The following is an 18,027-nucleotide window of genomic DNA, read 5'->3' on the forward strand; positions in this document are numbered from 1 at the left end:
CGAAACGGACTTTAAAGTCCGAAAGCAAGTGTTTTTTTGCAAGGATGATTTGTCGGAAGAAGTTTACAGCTTTGCAGAAGAGTTAAAAAGTGTGAGTTCCTACTTTTCAAGCCTCAGAGAAAGATTCGTTCTATCTTTGTCTGAAATTCTCTTTTGTTAAAATAGAATTTTGTGACATCGATTTAAATGTGAGAGTTCCTACTTTTGAAAGATTCGTCGCCGTCTACGGAGAACGTTTAGAAAACCGAGGAGTTCCTACTTTAAGAAATGGAAAACGCCGATGCAATCGAGCCTTTTTAAAAGTGAGAGTTCCCACTTCCCTTGGAACTACGAAATTTCTCCCTTGTTCTATTTTGTGTGAGTTCCACCTTTTCATAGGGAAATCTGAAAATCAGTCCTTTGAAAAACGAGGGAGTTCCCACACTTCTGAGTTCCTACTTTTTTAAAGGATTTTCCGCAAGGCTTCAAAGTCCGGTTTCCCTGGAGGATTCAAGTTTGTATCTCCAGCCAAGGCCATTGTAAAAAACTGTGGGAACTCCCGCATGTCCCTCTCCATTTTGAAAAGTGAGATCGGGTCCGGGCTAAAATCAGAATTCATTTCCCGGAGAGGGGGTAGCGGAAAACGCGAATGCGTTTGTAGCGAGGGGGAAACCTCCCCCTTTTTATCCATTATCCTACGACAGACTTACAACGACCGCAGAGGTCCCCTTCTTTTTCGATGTCTTCGGTATGTCTCCAACAACGAGGACATTCTCCTTGCGCAGGTTTCAAAACCTTTACGGAGAATTTTTCATTCTCATGAGAAGATAGGACTTCCAACTTAGGATTGGTTTCGTGCACTTGCGATACGACAAAGAGCAGTTCCAAGGTTTCTTTCGGGAGAAACTTTGTGAGTTGTGATCCATCCTTTGGAGTGATCTCAAGACCCGCTTCGAGTGACTTCCCAAGTTTGCCTTCTTGTCTGGCGAGTTCAAGCGCCTTCTGAACGGCTTCCCTTGCCTGCAGAGCGGATTCGAACTTCTCTTCGAGCCCAGGATTCTTCCAAGATTTGAAATCCGGAAACGTTTGTAAGAATACGGATTCTTTTTTTCCGTTTTCAGCCCAGACCTCTTCGGCGGTAAAACTCAAGATCGGCGCCGTAAGAATACTTAACGTTTCCAGAATATGCTGTAACGCGGTCGCAGAAGATCTTCTCGTTTTGGAATTTCTTGCGTCGCAATACATTCGATCTCGAATCATATCAAAATAATCCTGAGACAAGGTCACCGTACAAAATAGAATGAGTTTTTGATAGATCTGATGAAACTGATACGTTTCATAACTCGCACCCGCGTCTTCCACAAACTGAGCGAGTTTGGAAAGATAGAATCGATCCAACTCTTCCAATTCTTCAAAGGGAAGATTTTGTTCCGCGCTATGACCTTCTAAATTTCCGAGAAGATAGCGGAATGTATTTCTGATCTTTCGATATTGTTCGGATACGATCTTGATAGATTCTTTTCCCACCTTGATATCGTCTCTGAAGTCCAGAGAACTTACCCAAAGTCTAAGAATATCGGCTCCGAACACGTTGATGATATCGGTGGTAGGATCGATTCCGTTTCCAAGAGATTTGGACATCGGGTGCCCTTTCTCATCCAGAACGTATCCGTGAGTCAATACCGTTTTGTAGGGAGGAATTCCTCTGAGAGCCATCGACGGCCAGAGCGAAGACTGAAACCAACCCCTGTGTTGATCGGAACCTTCCAAGTATAGATCCGCGGACGGTTCATTCTTTCTTTCGTCTAACACGGCAAAGCTGGAAACCCCGGAGTCAAACCAAACGTCTAAAATATCGTTTCCTTTTTTGAAAGAATCCTTTCCGCACTTCTCGCACTTTGCATCGGAAGGAAGAAGCTCGCTCGCTTTCTCGGAATACCAGATCTCGATTCCTTTTTCCCGAACCTTCTGAGTAAAAAATTGAATCGAAGCCGCGTTGATATGAGTTTCTCCGCAGGATTCGCAGGTAAACGCGGGAATCGGAACTCCCCAGTTTCTCTGACGAGACAAACACCAATCCGGTCTTGTCTCCACCATCGAACGAATTCTTGTGATTCCCCAATTCGGAATCCACTGAACCCCGTCGATCGCCGCGAGAGATTTTTCTCTGAGTTCGTTAAAATCCATCTTAAAAAACCACTGCGGCGTTGCGCGAAAGATCAGAGGTTTTTTACTTCTCCAGCTATGAGGATAAGAATGTTCGAACTCACTGTGATGAAAGAGTAAGCCCTTGTCTTTTAAAAGTTCTATGATGAGAGGGTTTGCATCAAAGACCTTGGTTCCCTGCATGAGCGGAAATTCATCGGTATATTTTCCATAATCATCCACGGGTGAGAATGGTTCGAGTCCGGCCGCGAGTCCCACCTTGTAGTCGTCTTGTCCGTGTCCGGGCGCCGTGTGAACACAACCGGTTCCCGCTTCCAGAGTCACGTGATCTCCAAAGAGAGGAATGGAAACTCGATCTATAAAAGGATGTTGGAATTGGAGAGCCGCGAGTTCGTCCGTAGTGATCGGTTTTACTTTTGTCAACGCGACTCCGGTCGCGGTCGTCACGTTTTCGGCGAGTCCGTCTGCGAGAATCAATTCCTCTCCGGACTCCGTTTTAAAAATAGAATATTCAATTTTTCTGTTAAAGCAAATCGCAAGATTGGCAGGAAGAGTCCAAGGGGTCGTCGTCCAAATTAAACAGTAACGATTGTTTTCTCCGATCACGGGAAACTTTACATAGATCGAAGGGGAAACGTGAGGATAGTATTCGATCTCGGCTTCCGCGTGCGCCGTCGCCAAATCGATCGACCAATAGACCGGCTTTTTGCCGCGATAGACGTAACCTTTCTGAAAAAGATCTCCGAATACTTCCACGATTCTCGCTTCGAAATCGGGAGACATCGTTTTGTAGATTCTTCCTTCTTCCCAGAAACAAAGAAAACGACTCAAGTCTTCGCTTTGTTTTCCCACAAACTCTTCGGCGTAGTTTCTACAAAGTTGTCTTAGTTCCTCGGGACCGGTTTCACGGGCCTTCTTTCCTAAATTCTTCAAAACCTGAACTTCGATCGGAAGTCCGTGACAATCCCATCCGGGAATCATGTCCGTATAATAACCGGCGAGGGCCTTCGATTTTACGATCGTATCTTTTAAGATCTTATTGAGAGCGTGACCCAAATGAAAATTTCCGTTCGCATAAGGAGGGCCGTCGTGAAGAATGAATTCTTTTTTTCCTTTTCTTTGTTCCCTCATCTTACGAAAGATCTGCCCAGACTTCCAAGCCTGGACCTGAGCGGGTTCTCTTTTTGCAAGATCGGCCTTCATAGGAAAGTCGGTTTTGGGTAGAAGTACGGTAGATGAATACGGATTTTCTTTTTGTGTTTCGCTCATATAGATATCAATAGTCGATTTTTGTTTTAGGGAGAATCGCTTGGAGTTTCTCTGCGTCTTCTCCTTTGAGTGATGTTTTTTTAATATTCAATCTTTTTAAACGAGTTAGATTCTTCAGCTTTGTGTAATTTGCCGGAAGAACTTTGATCCCCGAGTTTAGATTCAGATCCAATTCTTCCAAGTTGGAAAGACTCGCAAGAATGTCCACGTCCGTCTCGGTCAGAGTCAGCTTGTTCTGATCCATGTAGATCGTTTTGATTTCCGGTAAAAAAAGAAGTTCGGACGGAAGATTGGTAAGATCGTTGTTCCCCGCGAGAAGAACTTTCAGATTCTTTAATTTAGAAAGCTCGGAAGGAAAGGTTGTGAGGTCGTTTCCGAAAACGTTGAGTTGTTCCACACTCTTACATTCTCCGAGGGAATCCGGAAGAGCGGCCAAACTGTTGAGACGAAGGTCCAGACGTTTTAAATTGGGAAATCCGCAAGCTCCCTCGGGAATTGCAGTCAACTTTTGCATTCCTAAATCGAGAATCGTTACCGAAGCGGGATTCGCCTTCGCTTCGTTTAATATTTCTTCCGCATTCTTCTTGCAGGCAGTTGCAAAAACAACGGACAGAGAGAGAAAAAGAATCAGGGTTTGCTTTTGTAAATAGAGAGACTTCATTCTTTCCTTTTCCTTTTTTAGAGTGCGAATATGGCTTCTAAACCGTTTTCATAGGGCTCGTTCAACTGATCAAAAGAAAGACGGATTCCTTCTTTTTGAAATTCTAATACTCCACTTTCGTTCGTCTTTCCGACTGAATAGAATTTGAGTCCGGAAGCTTGTGTTTGTTTTTGAATCTCTTCCTTCTCGGAGGATACAAAGCCGACGAGAACCGCCGTGGAAGTTTCTCCAAAAAGAGTCAGATCGAGACGATCTTGTTTGAGAGAACTCAAGTCCGCGGAAATTCCAAGACGAGAAAAAAGAACCGTCTTTGAAAGTGCGATCGCGATTCCTCCGAGAGAAAGATCTCGGGCCGATTTCAAAATTCCTTTTTCATTCAAGGAAAGAATCAAATTGCAGAGGGCCAATTCTTCTTTGATATCGAGTTCCGGAATCGCTCCGTTGACTTGTCCGTAAACCTTTTTTAAGTATTCGCTTCCACCGAGAGAAGGGCGGAAGTTTCCGAGGATCGCAAGTTCTATGCCGGCTTCTTTCGGAAAGTTGGAAAGAAGTTTTGTTTTGTCTTGAAGAATTCCCACCATTCCGATCGTAGGAGTCGGGAAGATCGGGCCTTCCGGAGACTCGTTGTAAAAGGAAACGTTTCCTCCGGTTACGGGGAGTTCGAGAAAACGGCAGGCGTCCCCCATCCCTCGAATACATTCCGAAAACATATAGTAGTTTTCCGGAATATAAGGATTTGCGAAATTGAGATTATTTGTGACTCCGAGAGGACGCGCGCCAGTTACATAGACGTTACGAGCCGATTCACAAACCGCAAACTCGGCGCCCTTGTAAGGATCCAGATACGTGTATCTGGAATTACAATCGGTTGCGGTCGCGAGCGCCTTGTTTGTGTCGGGGATTGAGGAAAGTCCTCCGTCGAGTCCGGGCCCTATGAGTTTTACGAGTCCAACTTCGCTGTCGTATTGTTCCGTGATCGGCCTTCTGGAACAGACGTTCCAAGAAGAAAGAATTTGAATCAGGACTTCGGTCGCATTCTTACCCGAAGTTACGTCGGGAAGAGAATCCGGTTTCCATGATTTTACCTCGTCCAGATAAGAAGGACGTTTGGTTTCGCGTTCGTAACGGGGAGCTCCTCCGCCTAACACGAGACATTCGGCGGGGATATGGGCCTTGCGGATTCCACCCATAAGAATTTCGATAAATCCGTCGTTTGTGATTTCTCCGATTTGAACCGCATTCAAATTCCATTTTTCGAATATAGATACGAGCTCGGCTTCTTTTCCTTTTTTAGGAACCACAAGCATTCTTTCTTGAGATTCGGAAAGCATCGCTTCGTAGGCGTTCATTCCGGTTTCGCGGAAAGGAACGAGATCCAAGTTGATCTTCATCCCTGTCTTTCCCTTTGCGCTCATCTCCGAAGTAGCACAGGAAATTCCCGCGGCGCCCATATCCTGAATTCCGATCAAGAGACCTTTCTGAATCGCTTCGAGGCTCGCTTCCATAAGAAGTTTTTCCATAAACGGATCTCCGACTTGAACTGCGGAACGTTTGGATTCGGATTCTTTTGAAAGGTCTTTGGAAGCAAAGGAGGCTCCGTGGATTCCGTCTCTTCCCGTCGTAGCTCCGACGATATAAACCGCGTTTCCGATTTGTCCACCGGTGGTCGCACTCGCCATCTGATCGTGACGAACAATTCCGACCGTCATCGCGTTTACGAGAGGATTTTTAGAAAAACATTCATCGATAAAAAGTTCTCCACCTGAAACCGCGATCCCGAGAGAATTTCCGTAGTCGCCGATTCCTTTGACCGCGCGAGAAAGAAGATATTTGTTTCGGGGTTCGTCGGGATTTCCAAAACGAAGAGAATTGAGAGAAACGATCGGGCGAGCGCCCATCGTAAAGATATCTCTCATGATTCCGCCGACACCGGTCGCCGCGCCTTGATACGGTTCCACTGCAGTCGGGTGATTGTGACTTTCGATCTTAAAGACCACGGCGAGTCCGTCGCCGATATCCATCGCGCCCGCGTTCTCTTCTCCGGCTTTTGCGAGGAGCTTATCCGAAGAGGTTGGGAGCGTCTTTAATTTTAGAATCGAGTTTTTATAAGAACAGTGTTCCGACCACATTGCGGAAAAAATTCCGAGTTCTGTGGAGTTCGGGATTCTTCCCAGGATGTCCTGGATTTTTTGAAATTCTTCTGCGGTAAGCCCGTGTTCCAGGGCGTCTTGTAAGGAGACGGCGTCTTTTTCCATCGATTGTCAGTATTTTTTCTGAGTCGCCCTCTGAAAATCAAATATTCCGATAAATTCATCGAAGGAGTTCCCACATTCTCCGGGAAGAATGCCGATCTGGAGAGTGAAAGTTGCTCCTTAGAAAAATCGTGTTTCGTGAGAGTTCCCACAATGGCTCGAGAATAGCGATTGGTTATAGAATTTCGAAGTCCATTGAAATGTAGGAACTCCTTCTTAGATCCGAAAATTTTCAGTTCACAAAAGTTAGCCCGCGATCTTCCGACGAGAAAACTCATCCAACTCACGCGCAAATTCTTTCGAATCCCCCTCGATAGAATCCAGATCGAGGAGAAAGTATTGAACCGCGTGGATTCTTACTTTCAAAAATAAATAGTGCTTTTTAGAAATGATCTTCAACAATTCTTCCGGAAGAATCTTGAGTTCTCCCTTTTCATCGGAGATCTTCAATTCATTCTCCGAGATCGAAATTTTTCCGTTGGTATCTTGAAACCGAATTCTTCTCAAAAAAATAAATGGCCTTAGGATATAATACACGCCGAGAAATCCAAAAAACAAAGGAATCACGTAACGATCCGTTCCATAGTAGAAATAAAATTCCAGAGCGGAGATGATCAATAGAAGAAAGGGTAGAAATCTTCTCTGAAACCAAAGAATCGGTCGATTGTAATAACCGAACAAATAATTCTTCTTTTGTTGTTTTACGTTTAAGATATACGAGTATTCCACATTCGCTCCAAAATTTCGAGTTTCTTTCGTCCTGATAGAATCAACAATCCTCATCTCCTTTTTTGAAACGGAAACGAAAAAGATCGAAGAGTATTCTTTTTGTTTATAACAATGAGTAAGAAGAGATTTCATCTCGGCGACAGCAACGCCGAAACATTTCCGCGCCTCAAAACTAAATTCAATTTTTTGAATCAAGTCAGAATTGATAAATTCTCATCTCAAACCGCAGAAGCACTTCGCATAACAATTCCATACCCAATTCTATTCTAAAATTGAATTTGAGCGAAGCCGTTCCGAAAATAAATCAGATCGAATAGTAGTTTCTTCGATAATACAACAAGGGACGTTGTGTATCGTCGGCCCCGGCCGAGACAACTCTTCCGATTACGATCGAATGATCCCCTCCGTCCACAAACTGATCCACTTCGCATTCGATATAAGAAAGAGTATTCGGAAGAATGGGGAGATCCAATTCTCCTTTTTTACAATTGAGTTCTTCGATAAGCGCGTGTTTGTCGGTTTTTCCCGAGGCGAATTGATTGGAAAGAGAATCCTGTCCTTGTGCTAAAATATTGATCACGAATTTTCCTTCGCTTCGAATCGGATCGTGACTTGCGATATTCTTCTGCAAACAAAAAAGAACCAGAGGAGGATTGAGAGAAAGAGAACTAAAACTGCTTACGGTTAGACCGCTGTTTTTCCCAAGATGAGAATATGTAATGACGGTGACACCCGACGGAAAATGCGAGAGTGCATTCTTAAAAACTTCGTCCGTGATTTTCATGAGGTCGATCTTAAAAACGGAAAGTTCTCTGTCAACTTCTCGCCGGGACAAACCGAACTTGGATAAAAATTTAGATCAAAGAATTCTTAGATTTTACTTTGTAAAAATCGACCTTACTCCTTCGGATGTTTTTTTACGAAACAAATTCGAAGGAGTAAGTATCCGGTTTATTTTTCTCGAGTCAACAATGTAAAAACGAGAGCCAAGACGGCGGGGAACCCTTGCGTAAAAAGAATGGAGAACTTAGCGGTCGCCGCGCCAAAAATACCCGCAACGATGATACAACCTAAGAAAAAAAGAATCGTCTTCTCGCTTTGTTTTTTATCGGACACAAAGAAGGTTCCCCAGAATAAACCCGCGGAAAGAAAGCCGTTGTAAAGTCCTTGGTTCATCGCAAGTTTTACGGAAACGCTCGCGACTTCGGGTGTCATGTTAAAGAGTTTGAGAACAAACGGGGTTTCCCAGAGAAACATTTCCAGAACTAAAAAGAGAATGTGTTCTACTGCGACAAAGATTACTAAGATCGTTTTGGTGAGTTTCATTGGATTTCCTTTCGGTATTCGTGCATTTGGAAAACGGGTCCGCGAAACTGTTACAGTTTTTCAAAAAAAATCATCTCCAATTTAAACTCTTTTCAAAACTTTTTCAGGCTTACAAAGCGGATAAACCGAATTGACAGGGTCGATTCCAACAAAAAGAATCAGAAGAATCCCGAACGGATATCTTCTTTTTCTAAAATTTCGAAGCTGGAGAATTGTTATGCGAAATCGTTTTTATTTAATTCTGACTCTCTTTGTTTCCGTATCATTTTCTTTTTCCTGTCTCTGGATCATTCGACCTTCCGGAAATTATTCGGAACACATAAGTCCCAAAGAACCGGATTATACACTTTTAAAGTTTTGGTCGGCGCTCCCTCAAACAAAAGACGAAGCGGACAAGGTTCCTTCGGAATCTTTTCTCCAAGACAACCAGAGCCAAGCGTTAGTGGACGTCTTCTTTGTTCATCCGACGACGTTTTATGGAAGAGAATGGAACGCTTCCCTGGAAGATACGCGAGTAAACGAAAGAACCGACGAATCAACGATTCGTCAACAAGCTAGTGTTTTTAACTGTTGCGCCAAAATCTACGCGCCTCGTTATAGACAGGCCACTCTCTATTCTTTTTTAGACGCGGAAAACGGAAAACTTGCCTTAGAATTAGCATATCAAGATGTACTCAAGTCTTTTGAAACCTATCTCAAAGAATGGAACCAAGGAAGACCCTTTATCATCGCGTCTCACAGCCAAGGAACCCACCTCGCGACTCGACTCTTACGGGAAAAAATAGACAATTCTCCCCTTACCGATCAACTCGTCGCTGCGTATTTACTCGGTGGCGCGGTGCCGATCGGTTCTTATAAAAAAATTCCTGTCTGTTCAAACAACACTCAGACGGGTTGTGTGATCAGCTGGAGAACTTTTGGAGAAAAGGCAGAAGTCGGCAAACTTCCTCACGATCTAAAAGGCCCTTATATGTGCGTCAATCCGATCAGTTGGAACGCGGACGAAATTCTCGCGAGCGCGGATTTACATTCCGGCGGAGTAAACGGAAAATTCAAAACAATAAAACCCAAACTCTGTAGCGCGCGTTGCAGCGACGGCGTTCTTCGAATTTCTAAACCGAATGCGGATGGTTTTTCCCGTTGGTTCAGTGATAACTATCACGTATTGGATTACGGAATTTTTTATCAAAACATTCGAAACAACCTTCCGGAAAGAATCGACACCTTTCTAAAATCGAAGAAGAATTAGATTTTCAATTTGCACTGGACTTCGTCGCGACGTCATACACGATTGAATTTTAAAAGGAGAATTCGATGACTTCCTCCGAATTGGAAGCTAAGACGCAAGAATTTAAAAAGATCGTTCCCGTCGAAATAACGATCACACGCTGGGAACATTCTCTCAAGGTAGCGGAGATTGCAAAAGAGTTGGCGATCCTTCATTCTCAGGAAGAAGCCGGTCTTGCTTATCTCGCCGGAATCGTTCACGACATTACAAAACAAAAAACCCCGGAATTTCACCTAACGTTATTCAAGGAATCCGGTCAGGAAGAATTGGAACAACTTCCTTCCGCCGCCTGGCACGCCTACTCTGCGGCCATCTATCTCAAGTCGCAATACAATCTAAAAAACGAATCCGTTCTTTCTGCGGTTCGCAATCACACGTTAGGTGCGGAAACCCCAGGCCCTTTGGATCTAATACTTTATGCAGCCGATTTTTTAGGATCCGAATACGCAGAGAAAAATCCGCTCTATCCGGAATGGAGAGAACAAGCTCGTAAGAATCTATTTATGGGAGTTCTTTACAAGGCGAAGAATACGATGCAAGATTTGATTTTAGGAAATAAAAAAATTCATCCGAGAACGGTAGCGACTTACAACCTCGCCGTTTCAAAATGTGAAACGAAGTTATAAAATCAAGGTTCGAAACGAGTAAGAGAACCCACTCGTTTCGAACACTTTTGAATTACGAATTCGATCTTTTATCCACAGCCCAACCGATCGAAAACGCAACGATCATAATCGGGAGATAACGCAATCCGATCTGGATAAAATAATCGGAGACACTCATCTTCGACATCGGGATCAAAATCAAAAAGTCCAAACCCCAATTGATAACCAGCCAGACAAAACCTGCAAACAGGAGAGTAGATAAAACCTTTCCTGCGACTTTTACCGCGAGTGATGCAAGTAAAAGACTTCCCGTAAGACTGCCGACGAGAAGCATAACGGTCTTAAACAAAAAAAGATCCGTCAGCAATATTCCATCCCTCGAATAAAACGGAATCGCGACCGCGAAGGGAATCAACCAAACCAAAAATCCATAGCTCAAAATTCTAACCAAATACTGTTTCATTTTTCTTTCCTAATAGTTTTCATAAGTTTAAAATCGCTTTCGAGAATTTTAGGAATTTATCCTAAGCCCTCACGGATTCAATCCTTATTCCGCATGAGATAAAGATTCGTTACGGGCGGAAGTTTAGGTTCTGAGTCCGGCTTCTAACGTTCTTGCCCGCTTCTCTACTTTAGAATCGAACCGTTCTCTGATTATAATAGTTTCAATCCGTATTCTCTTCCAAAGGAATTTTCTCTTCGGATACGATCTCAGAATGATGATTCCGATACGCGGTCAAAAGCGAACCCGGAAAAAGAAGTCTCGAAACCATACTCAGGGTTCCGGTCGAAACCTGCAATTCTTCGGGCGCCAACTTCATTCTTTCTTGAGAATATTCAATTTTCATAATTCTTCTCCAAATTTTTCCTTAAAATAATTTCCCCAGTGCGGACGACTTCCGTCCAAATCCGTAAAACCGTATTCTTCGGATAACTTCCAGGTGCTCGTAGAAGTTCCAGTCTTTTCGAAGACGTTCTTATCCTCTGCAAGGGAAACGACCGCTCGACCGATATACGCGGGAGTTTCAGAGACGATAAAGTGCGGGTCTTTTAGGACCGCGTCCTTCCAGTTTTTTTCTTGAACTCCGAAATGATCGAGCATGGCCTCCGATCTCAAAAAACCGGGAGTCAACGAAAGAGCCGTAATTCCGAAAGGTTTTAGTTCCTCAGAAATACAACGGGAAAGATTGATGATAGAAGACTTTATTAAAGTATAATATAGATTTCCGCGGTAGCGATAATCGATTCCGTCGGTGATTTCCAAAATCAAACCGGAACGATTCCGAATCATCAGAGGTGCGGCGAAGTAGTTTGTGATGAGATGAGATTCCAAACAAGTTCTCTGGACTTTGATTCCATTTTCGAGAGAATGTTCCCAAAATCTTTCGTCCCAGCGGATATAAGGATCCCCTCCCCAAACATCGTTAACGAGAATGTCCAACTTCCCCTGCTCGCTATCGATCTTTCGAACGAGTTCGCTGACCTCGTTTGAGTTTGTATGATCCGTTTTGACTGCGATTCCTTTTCCTCCGCTTTCATTGACGAGCTCGGCGGTTTCCTCGATGGTTTCTTTTCGATTCATCTCGGAACGGGATTCCTTCGTGCTTCTTCCCGTAACATAAACGGTAGCGCCGGCTTCGCCTAACGCAATCGCTATGCCTCGCCCCGCTCCTCGAGTTCCTCCGGCGACCAAGGCCGTCTTACCCTCTAAAATTCTTTCTTTCATACCTTCATCTTAACCCGGAGAAGATGACAATTACTGTCATATATCTGAAATTCGGTTTGTTAAAATGCGTTATTTTTTGATTTCTGGAGAATTTAGAAAGAAATACATGACAGGTTTTGTCATAATTAATGTATTAGAATAGAATCATGCGCGCCGATCGACTCCTCTCCATTCTACTCCAACTCCAGGCAAAGGGAAGAATCTCTTCTCGCGATCTCGCGCGTAAACTCGAAGTATCGGAAAGAACCATTCATAGAGACATGGAGGCTTTGAGTGCCTCGGGGGTTCCCGTGTTCGCAGAACGAGGATCAAAAGGTGGTTGGGAATTATCCGAAGGTTATCGGACCAATCTTACCGGAATGAAAAAGGAAGAAGTTTTTTCGATGATTCTTACGAGCTCCACTCGTATCGCCTCCGATCTCGGACGAAAGAAAGAATTCGATTCCGCCTTTATGAAGTTTATGGCTTCTCTTCCCGCCGCGTATCAAGAAGAAGCTGAGATGATCAGAAAGAGAATTCATATCGACGGAGCCGGTTGGGGAAATTGGAAGGAAGAATTTCCGTTTCTTCCTTTGTTGCAGGAAGCGGTCTGGCAGGATCGAAAAGTGATTCTTCGTTACAAATCGGACGAGATCTCCAAAAAAAGAATCGTACTTCCGTTAGGCCTCGTCGCAAAAGGAAAGGTCTGGTATCTGATCGCAAAGTATGGAAAAGAATTTAGGACCTTTCGGATCTCAAGAATTCTCGAAGCACAACTCGGAGAATCCTTTGAAAGACCTAAGAAGTTCGATCTTGAAAAGTATTGGCAGGAAAGCACACAGGCATTCTTTTCAAAACTTCCGACCTATACCGTGTCTCTTAAAATCAAAACGGAAGAACTTAATCGGTTCAAATCGTTTACATACAATTGTATATTAGAATATTCTACAATGGACGATTACTGGATCAAAGCGAAAGTAAACTTTGAAACGATGGAATGGGCCCTGCACCACATACTCGGACTTGGAAATTCAGTCGTCGTCTTAGAACCGAAAGAACTTCGGGAAGCTGTCACCGCTTCCGCAGAAGGGATTCTCAAATCCTATTTGACTTCGTAGACTCCGACGGAATTTTGTTTTCCTTTTACGGAGACTTTTCCCAATTCTTGAAAGATATATTTTTTTCGATTTCGAATCTTCTGATAACTTTCATCGGAAAGAAGAATGTCCACTCCGTATTCTTTCGTAAGTCCCTCGATTCGAGAAGCAAGATTGACTGCGTCGGAGATGACCGTTCCGTCCATCCTCGCCTCTTCGCCGATGGTTCCTAACATCAAAACTCCCGTATGAATTCCGATCCCAATCCGAATCGGATCATAATTTCTTTCCAAACGGCTCTGGTTGTGTTCTTCCAAAGCTGATTTCATTTCTTTCGCGGCTTCCACCGCGTCGTCAGGAGAATCGGGAAACAAGGCCATGATCCCGTCGCCTAAATACTTATCCACGAACCCGCCGTGTTTTCGAATGATAGGCCCCATTCTTCCCATATAAGAATTTAAAAAATCGAAGTTATCTTTAGGAGTCATCCTTTCGGACAACTGAGTAAAGGATCGGATATCCGAAAAAAGGATCGTCATCTCCCTTTGGGTCTGATCTCCTAATTCAATTTCCGTAATATTCTTTTTCCCGAGAAACTTTAAAAACTCCAAAGGCACAAAACGACTGTAGGATTGATTTGTTCTCGTAAGATCCGCCGATAAGTTTTCGATCGAGACAAACGCCGAGGAGAACTTCAAAGATAACATATAAGACTGAGCGAAAATAAACGAAAAGAGTCCGATCGGAAGATAATATCCGTTACTCACGAGAGTTTGACTTTGTAAAATATCGTTGATCGCAGCCGCGATCAAAGCCAAAACTCCGATTCCCGCGATGATCGCCCCGTCTCGTTTTCGATAGATGAATCTTCCCAACCAAAAGAAAAAGAAAGGTAAGTAGAGAAGAAGCATTCCTTGGTAAGGAATTAGGGTCAGCGCGAAAATTTTAGTTGGGAAAAACAAAATGATAAGCGAAAAGAAACCTACGATCGCACTACAGATCTTTAATACAAACGTAGGCATGTCCCCGGGAAAAATACTGTCCATGTATTTCTGAAAAATCGGCCAAGCCAGATAAAAGGAAAGATATTCTACTTTGCTTCCGAGTTCCCAAGGTATGTCCGGAAATTTTTGTAGAATAAATCTTTCTCCGGTCATGAGCAAACGAACGACGATGACAAAACAAAATAAACCGAAGAACAAACTCGAGTTGTCTTTTCTTCGCAAAGAGAAAAGACCGAAATGGTAGAGAGCCATAATCGAAATACTTCCAAAAAGAAACATCTCGGTCGCAGAACGATTCTCCCTATCGTCTTGAATGTTCTTTTTGCTTCCGAGGCGAACCGTTTCCCAGATCCCACCTTTGAAATGATGAAAGTTGGAAACTTCCACTTGGATGAGAACTTCGTTTCCTGAAGTCTGAAAATCGACGTAACGAGGGAGATATTGCGGCCTAGAAGTGTTCTCGTCGGTTCCAACGACTCCACTTCGGATTAATTTTTTTCCATCCACCCAGATCGCTCCGGCCGTACCGACGTCTTGAAAACGAAGTCCGAGTGTGGTTTGGTTGTCGTTTAACAAAATCTTTAGCGTAAAAGTTCCGTATCCGTATGCCGCGGCCGAATCGACTCCTTCGATCTCTTTATAAGAATTCCAGATATCCGGTACGGGAACAAAATACGATTTAGCGTCGGGAAGAATCGTATTCGGTTTAGAAAGAAGGAGTTGTTTCCAGACAAAGGACCATTCCCCGTCCAGTTTAACGATCCCGTCGGAATTAAAATCCCATTCTCTCAGATCCAAAATTCCTTTCTCCGCGCGAGGCGGAATCTTAGAATTTCCGGAAGGTCCGCAGGAAGTAAACGTAAGAATACATAGAACAAAAAAAGTATTTAGAAAGAATGAGTCTCTTCGGTTTAACATCTCGACCTCGTATAACGCGCTACTTTTAGGATTTTCTAAATGGTATGTAACGAAAAGATTTGGAATTCATTTTCGTTCAACTCTTTCCAAAGAATAGGAAAGATTTTTATCAACTTTCTCGCCTCCGCCCGCTTTCAACATCTTCCATTCTTTGGAAAGAATTGTAAAAAAGCATTCGCTTGAATCCGGACGTTCGAGCGCCGCACCGGAACACCGCAAAGGCGATATAAGAATTGGATAAGATTATCAAATTCTTATAAAATGCATTGCTTTTCTTTTTTGAATCTGTCAAAAGAAAAACGAGGTAATCGATTCATGAAAAAATTCTTAACTCTCTTTGCGTTTTTACATTTATTCTCCGTTTCCATAGCGGCCAAAACGATTTCAAAAAATATCGTCTATCAAGAAGGGGAAACCACTTTGGAAGGTTATATCGCCTATCCGGAACTCGGCTCTAAAAAGACGGCTCCGGCGGTTCTCGTTGTACACGACTGGCTTGGTTTAGGAGAAAATTCTAAGATGCGCGCCGATAAGTTGGCTGAATTGGGTTACGTTGCGTTTGCGGCGGACATCTATGGAAAGGGAGTTCGTCCCAAAGGTATGGAAGAAGCTTCTAAGTTGGCCGGTCAGTTCAAACAAGATCGGAAACTGATGCGCGCAAGAATCACCGCGGCCTTGGAAACGTTAAAAGCACAACCGGAAGTCGACGCGCAGAACATTGCGGCCATCGGTTATTGTTTCGGCGGAACGGTCGCACTGGAACTCGCTCGAAGCGGGGCTCCCATCAAAGGAACCGTAAGTTTTCACGGAGGATTACAAACTCCTAATATAGAAGACGCGAAAAACATTACCGGTAAAGTCCTCGCCTTACACGGAGCAGACGATCCATTTGTAAAAAAAGAAGAAGTGGAAGTGTTTCAGGACGAGATGAGAAAGGCAGGAGTGGACTGGCAGTTTATTTCTTACGGAGGGGCAGTTCATTCGTTTACGATCAAAGACGCCGGAAACGATAACTCCAAAGGTGCGGCCTACAACGCGAAGGCGGATCGACGTTCTTGGATAGAACTCCTTTCCTTCTTTAAGGAAATTTTTCCAAAACCAAAAGTTTAATAAGAATGGAGCGGCTTTCTTTCTCTTGATCGTTATGTTTCGAAAGAAAGAAAGCTTTTTTCGTTAAAGATTAAAGGCTCGGGCGAGTAGATTATTTTTTATTCTTACCTTTCGGTCCTTTAGAACTTTTGAGAGAATGTTCATTTTCCAAAATCAGACCCGAACAAGGTGGAACCTTGAAGAGATCAAACTCATTGTGATCGTAGGTGTTGGTTGAAAAACAATACTTTCTGCAATCCGTTGAGTTAGAGAAAAGACGTTCTTTTTTTCCGAAATTAAAAATCACCATCTTCCGCTCTTTGTCAAACTCTCGAATATAAACGAGCATATCCTTCGGAACACCTTCTTCTATCAGAGTCAAACTTCCTTCTCTTAGAGCCTTACTTTCGTTTCGCAGATGAATGACCTTACGATAGACGCTCAGAAGAGAATCCTTGTCTTCGGATTCGGTGCTTACGTTTCTTACTTTATAATTTCCGTGAACTCGAATCCAAGGTTTTCCTTTTTTTGTGGTAAAACCCGCATTTGGAGAATCGTCCCATTGCATCGGAGATCTTGCTCTGTCGCGAATGATGATATCCGCCAAACCTAGGAATTCGGAAAGAGTATCGCCTAACCAGCGATAGATTCTTGCGAGCGGGTCTTGAGCCTCGGTGAGTTTGATCGTTTCATTTGTCATTCCGATCTCCTCACCATAGTATGTGACCGGAACACCTCTTGCCGTAAACTGAAACAGCGCTACCAACTTTCCCTTTTCCAAGTTGTTGTTGATCTTACGCATATAGCGTCTTTGATCGTGATTTCCAAAAACATAAGTCGGCGTATAAGGAGCCGGATAGACTTCCTCCATCTTTTTGATGATGCCCTTGAAAAAACTCGTCTTGAATTTTAACATAAGGGTTTCAAAAAGAAAGATCAGATTGAGTCCGTCCCTCTTTTCACCTAAGTAACGTTTGATGATCTGATCGTCACCCGCGACCTCGCCCACAGAAAAACGATCTCCTTCGAATTCGTCCAAGACCGTTCTGAGTTCTTTCGCAAATTCGAAGTTATTCGGATGATTAACCGTATAGAGCCTTCTCTGAAAATAACCGTCGTGATCGTTTTCGGTGACTAAGTACTTAAAACGAAACGGATTGTCTCTAAAATGTCTGTCCTTATAGATCGCGTGAAAGATATCCAAACGAAAACCATCGACACCCTTTTTGAGCCAAAAGCGCAGAACGTCAAACATCGCCTTTTTGACTTCGGGATTATAGTAGTTTAGATCCGGTTGAAAATCGAGAAAACTCGCGCAGTACCACTGATCGGTTTTTTTATCGTATTGCCAGGCATTCGGAGTCACAAACGAACTCCAGTTGTTAGGCGGTTTATTCTTCCCTTTACCGTCTTTCCAGATATACCAATCGCGTTTCGGATTGTCTTTACTGGAACGGGATTCCTTAAACCATTCGTGTTCATCGGAAGTATGGTTCATCACCATATCGAACACGATCTTCATTCCTCTTTTATGAACTTCTTTGATTAATTTTTCGGCGTCTTTAAGAGTTCCATACTCGGGGGAGATCGAGTAATAGTCGCTAACGTCGTATCCGTGGTCTCTCTGAGGACTTTTGTAAAGAGGAGAAATCCAAAGGGTTTCAAAACCCATATCTTTTAGATAATCTAATTTAGAAATGATACCGGCAATATCGCCGATTCCATCTTCATTGGTATCCGCAAAGGAACGAGGATAGATCTGATAAATCGTGGTCTTTTGCCACCATTTGTTCGTCGGAATGGGAATCGGGGATTTCTTTTTAGATTTTATAGAACTCATATCTCTTCAGGCTTTAATGGAATCAAAAATCTTAGAATGGAAGCTGTCAAGACGGTATTCTAAGAATGGACTTCAGAGAACGTCGATTAGGGTAAAACT

The 18,027-nt window shown here is 43.4% G+C and carries 15 protein-coding genes; 4 read left to right on the forward strand and 11 right to left on the reverse strand.

Annotation, left to right across the window (positions count from 1 at the left end; all coding sequences use genetic code 11):
- Positions 1 to 669 precede the first annotated feature (669 nt).
- From ileS to A0128_RS14310, 6 genes are all read right to left on the reverse strand, one after another.
- The gene (ileS, locus tag A0128_RS14280) at positions 670 to 3,414 is read right to left on the reverse strand and encodes an isoleucine--tRNA ligase (protein ID WP_069608130.1); all 2,745 of its coding nucleotides are present in this window, start codon (positions 3,412 to 3,414) and stop codon (positions 670 to 672) included.
- Between the two features lie 7 nt (positions 3,415 to 3,421).
- Positions 3,422 to 4,075, reverse strand: coding sequence for a leucine-rich repeat domain-containing protein (locus A0128_RS14285; RefSeq protein WP_069608131.1), 654 nt, complete (start codon positions 4,073 to 4,075; stop codon positions 3,422 to 3,424).
- Between the two features lie 17 nt (positions 4,076 to 4,092).
- Entirely contained in the window at positions 4,093 to 6,330 is a 2,238-nt protein-coding gene (gene purL / locus A0128_RS14290) for a phosphoribosylformylglycinamidine synthase subunit PurL (protein ID WP_069608132.1), read from the reverse strand.
- A 243-nt stretch (positions 6,331 to 6,573) separates the two neighbouring features.
- Entirely contained in the window at positions 6,574 to 7,056 is a 483-nt protein-coding gene (locus A0128_RS14295; RefSeq protein WP_156781849.1) for a hypothetical protein, read from the reverse strand.
- 304 nt (positions 7,057 to 7,360) lie between these two features.
- A complete protein-coding gene (locus A0128_RS14300) occupies positions 7,361 to 7,840 on the reverse strand; it encodes a flavin reductase family protein (RefSeq protein ID WP_069608134.1) in 480 nt (159 codons plus the stop codon).
- A gap of 167 nt (positions 7,841 to 8,007) precedes the next feature.
- On the reverse strand, positions 8,008 to 8,382 hold the full coding sequence (locus A0128_RS14310) for a DUF1304 domain-containing protein (protein WP_069608136.1): 375 nt from the start codon (positions 8,380 to 8,382) through the stop codon (positions 8,008 to 8,010).
- A gap of 217 nt (positions 8,383 to 8,599) precedes the next feature.
- On the opposite strand from A0128_RS14310, the gene A0128_RS14315 reads away from it, so the two are divergent.
- Together A0128_RS14315 and yqeK are read left to right on the forward strand one after the other, a co-directional pair.
- Complete coding sequence (locus tag A0128_RS14315) at positions 8,600 to 9,631, forward strand: DUF3089 domain-containing protein (RefSeq protein WP_069609312.1); 1,032 nt, start codon at positions 8,600 to 8,602, stop codon at positions 9,629 to 9,631.
- A 65-nt stretch (positions 9,632 to 9,696) separates the two neighbouring features.
- Positions 9,697 to 10,296 (forward strand): bis(5'-nucleosyl)-tetraphosphatase (symmetrical) YqeK, encoded by a 600-nt coding sequence (yqeK, locus tag A0128_RS14320; RefSeq protein WP_069608137.1) that lies wholly within the window; start codon positions 9,697 to 9,699, stop codon positions 10,294 to 10,296.
- Between the two features lie 52 nt (positions 10,297 to 10,348).
- Here the strand turns inward: yqeK and A0128_RS14325 are convergent, their stop codons facing one another.
- The 3 genes from A0128_RS14325 to A0128_RS14335 all read right to left on the reverse strand — a co-directional run bounded on the left by A0128_RS14325 (position 10,349) and on the right by A0128_RS14335 (position 12,001).
- Positions 10,349 to 10,738 carry a hypothetical protein gene (locus tag A0128_RS14325; RefSeq protein WP_069608138.1) on the reverse strand — a complete coding sequence of 130 codons (390 nt, stop codon included), beginning with the start codon at positions 10,736 to 10,738 and terminating at the stop codon, positions 10,349 to 10,351.
- A gap of 202 nt (positions 10,739 to 10,940) precedes the next feature.
- Complete coding sequence (locus tag A0128_RS14330) at positions 10,941 to 11,123, reverse strand: hypothetical protein (RefSeq protein ID WP_069608139.1); 183 nt, start codon at positions 11,121 to 11,123, stop codon at positions 10,941 to 10,943.
- A complete protein-coding gene (locus tag A0128_RS14335) occupies positions 11,120 to 12,001 on the reverse strand; it encodes an SDR family oxidoreductase (RefSeq protein ID WP_069608140.1) in 882 nt (293 codons plus the stop codon). Before A0128_RS14335 ends, A0128_RS14330 begins: the two co-directional genes overlap by 4 nt.
- 146 nt (positions 12,002 to 12,147) lie before the next feature.
- Here A0128_RS14335 and A0128_RS14340 point away from each other — a divergent pair, with 146 nt between their 5' ends.
- On the forward strand, positions 12,148 to 13,098 hold the full coding sequence (locus A0128_RS14340; RefSeq protein WP_069608141.1) for a helix-turn-helix transcriptional regulator: 951 nt from the start codon (positions 12,148 to 12,150) through the stop codon (positions 13,096 to 13,098).
- Here A0128_RS14340 and A0128_RS14345 read toward each other — a convergent pair.
- Positions 13,083 to 14,999, reverse strand: a complete 1,917-nt coding sequence (locus A0128_RS14345) for an adenylate/guanylate cyclase domain-containing protein (RefSeq protein WP_069608142.1) — start codon at positions 14,997 to 14,999, stop codon at positions 13,083 to 13,085. The two genes, A0128_RS14340 and A0128_RS14345, sit on opposite strands and share 16 nt — an antisense overlap.
- A gap of 315 nt (positions 15,000 to 15,314) precedes the next feature.
- Here A0128_RS14345 and A0128_RS14350 point away from each other — a divergent pair, with 315 nt between their 5' ends.
- Positions 15,315 to 16,109, forward strand: coding sequence for a dienelactone hydrolase family protein (locus tag A0128_RS14350; protein ID WP_069608143.1), 795 nt, complete (start codon positions 15,315 to 15,317; stop codon positions 16,107 to 16,109).
- Between the two features lie 91 nt (positions 16,110 to 16,200).
- Here the strand turns inward: A0128_RS14350 and A0128_RS14355 are convergent, their stop codons facing one another.
- Positions 16,201 to 17,928: an alpha-glucosidase gene (locus A0128_RS14355; RefSeq protein WP_069608144.1), complete on the reverse strand. Its 1,728-nt coding sequence runs from the start codon at positions 17,926 to 17,928 to the stop codon at positions 16,201 to 16,203.
- Positions 17,929 to 18,027: the final 99 nt, after the last annotated feature.

This window comes from Leptospira tipperaryensis, assembly GCF_001729245.1.
Taxonomy (GTDB): Bacteria; Spirochaetota; Leptospiria; order Leptospirales; family Leptospiraceae; genus Leptospira; species Leptospira tipperaryensis.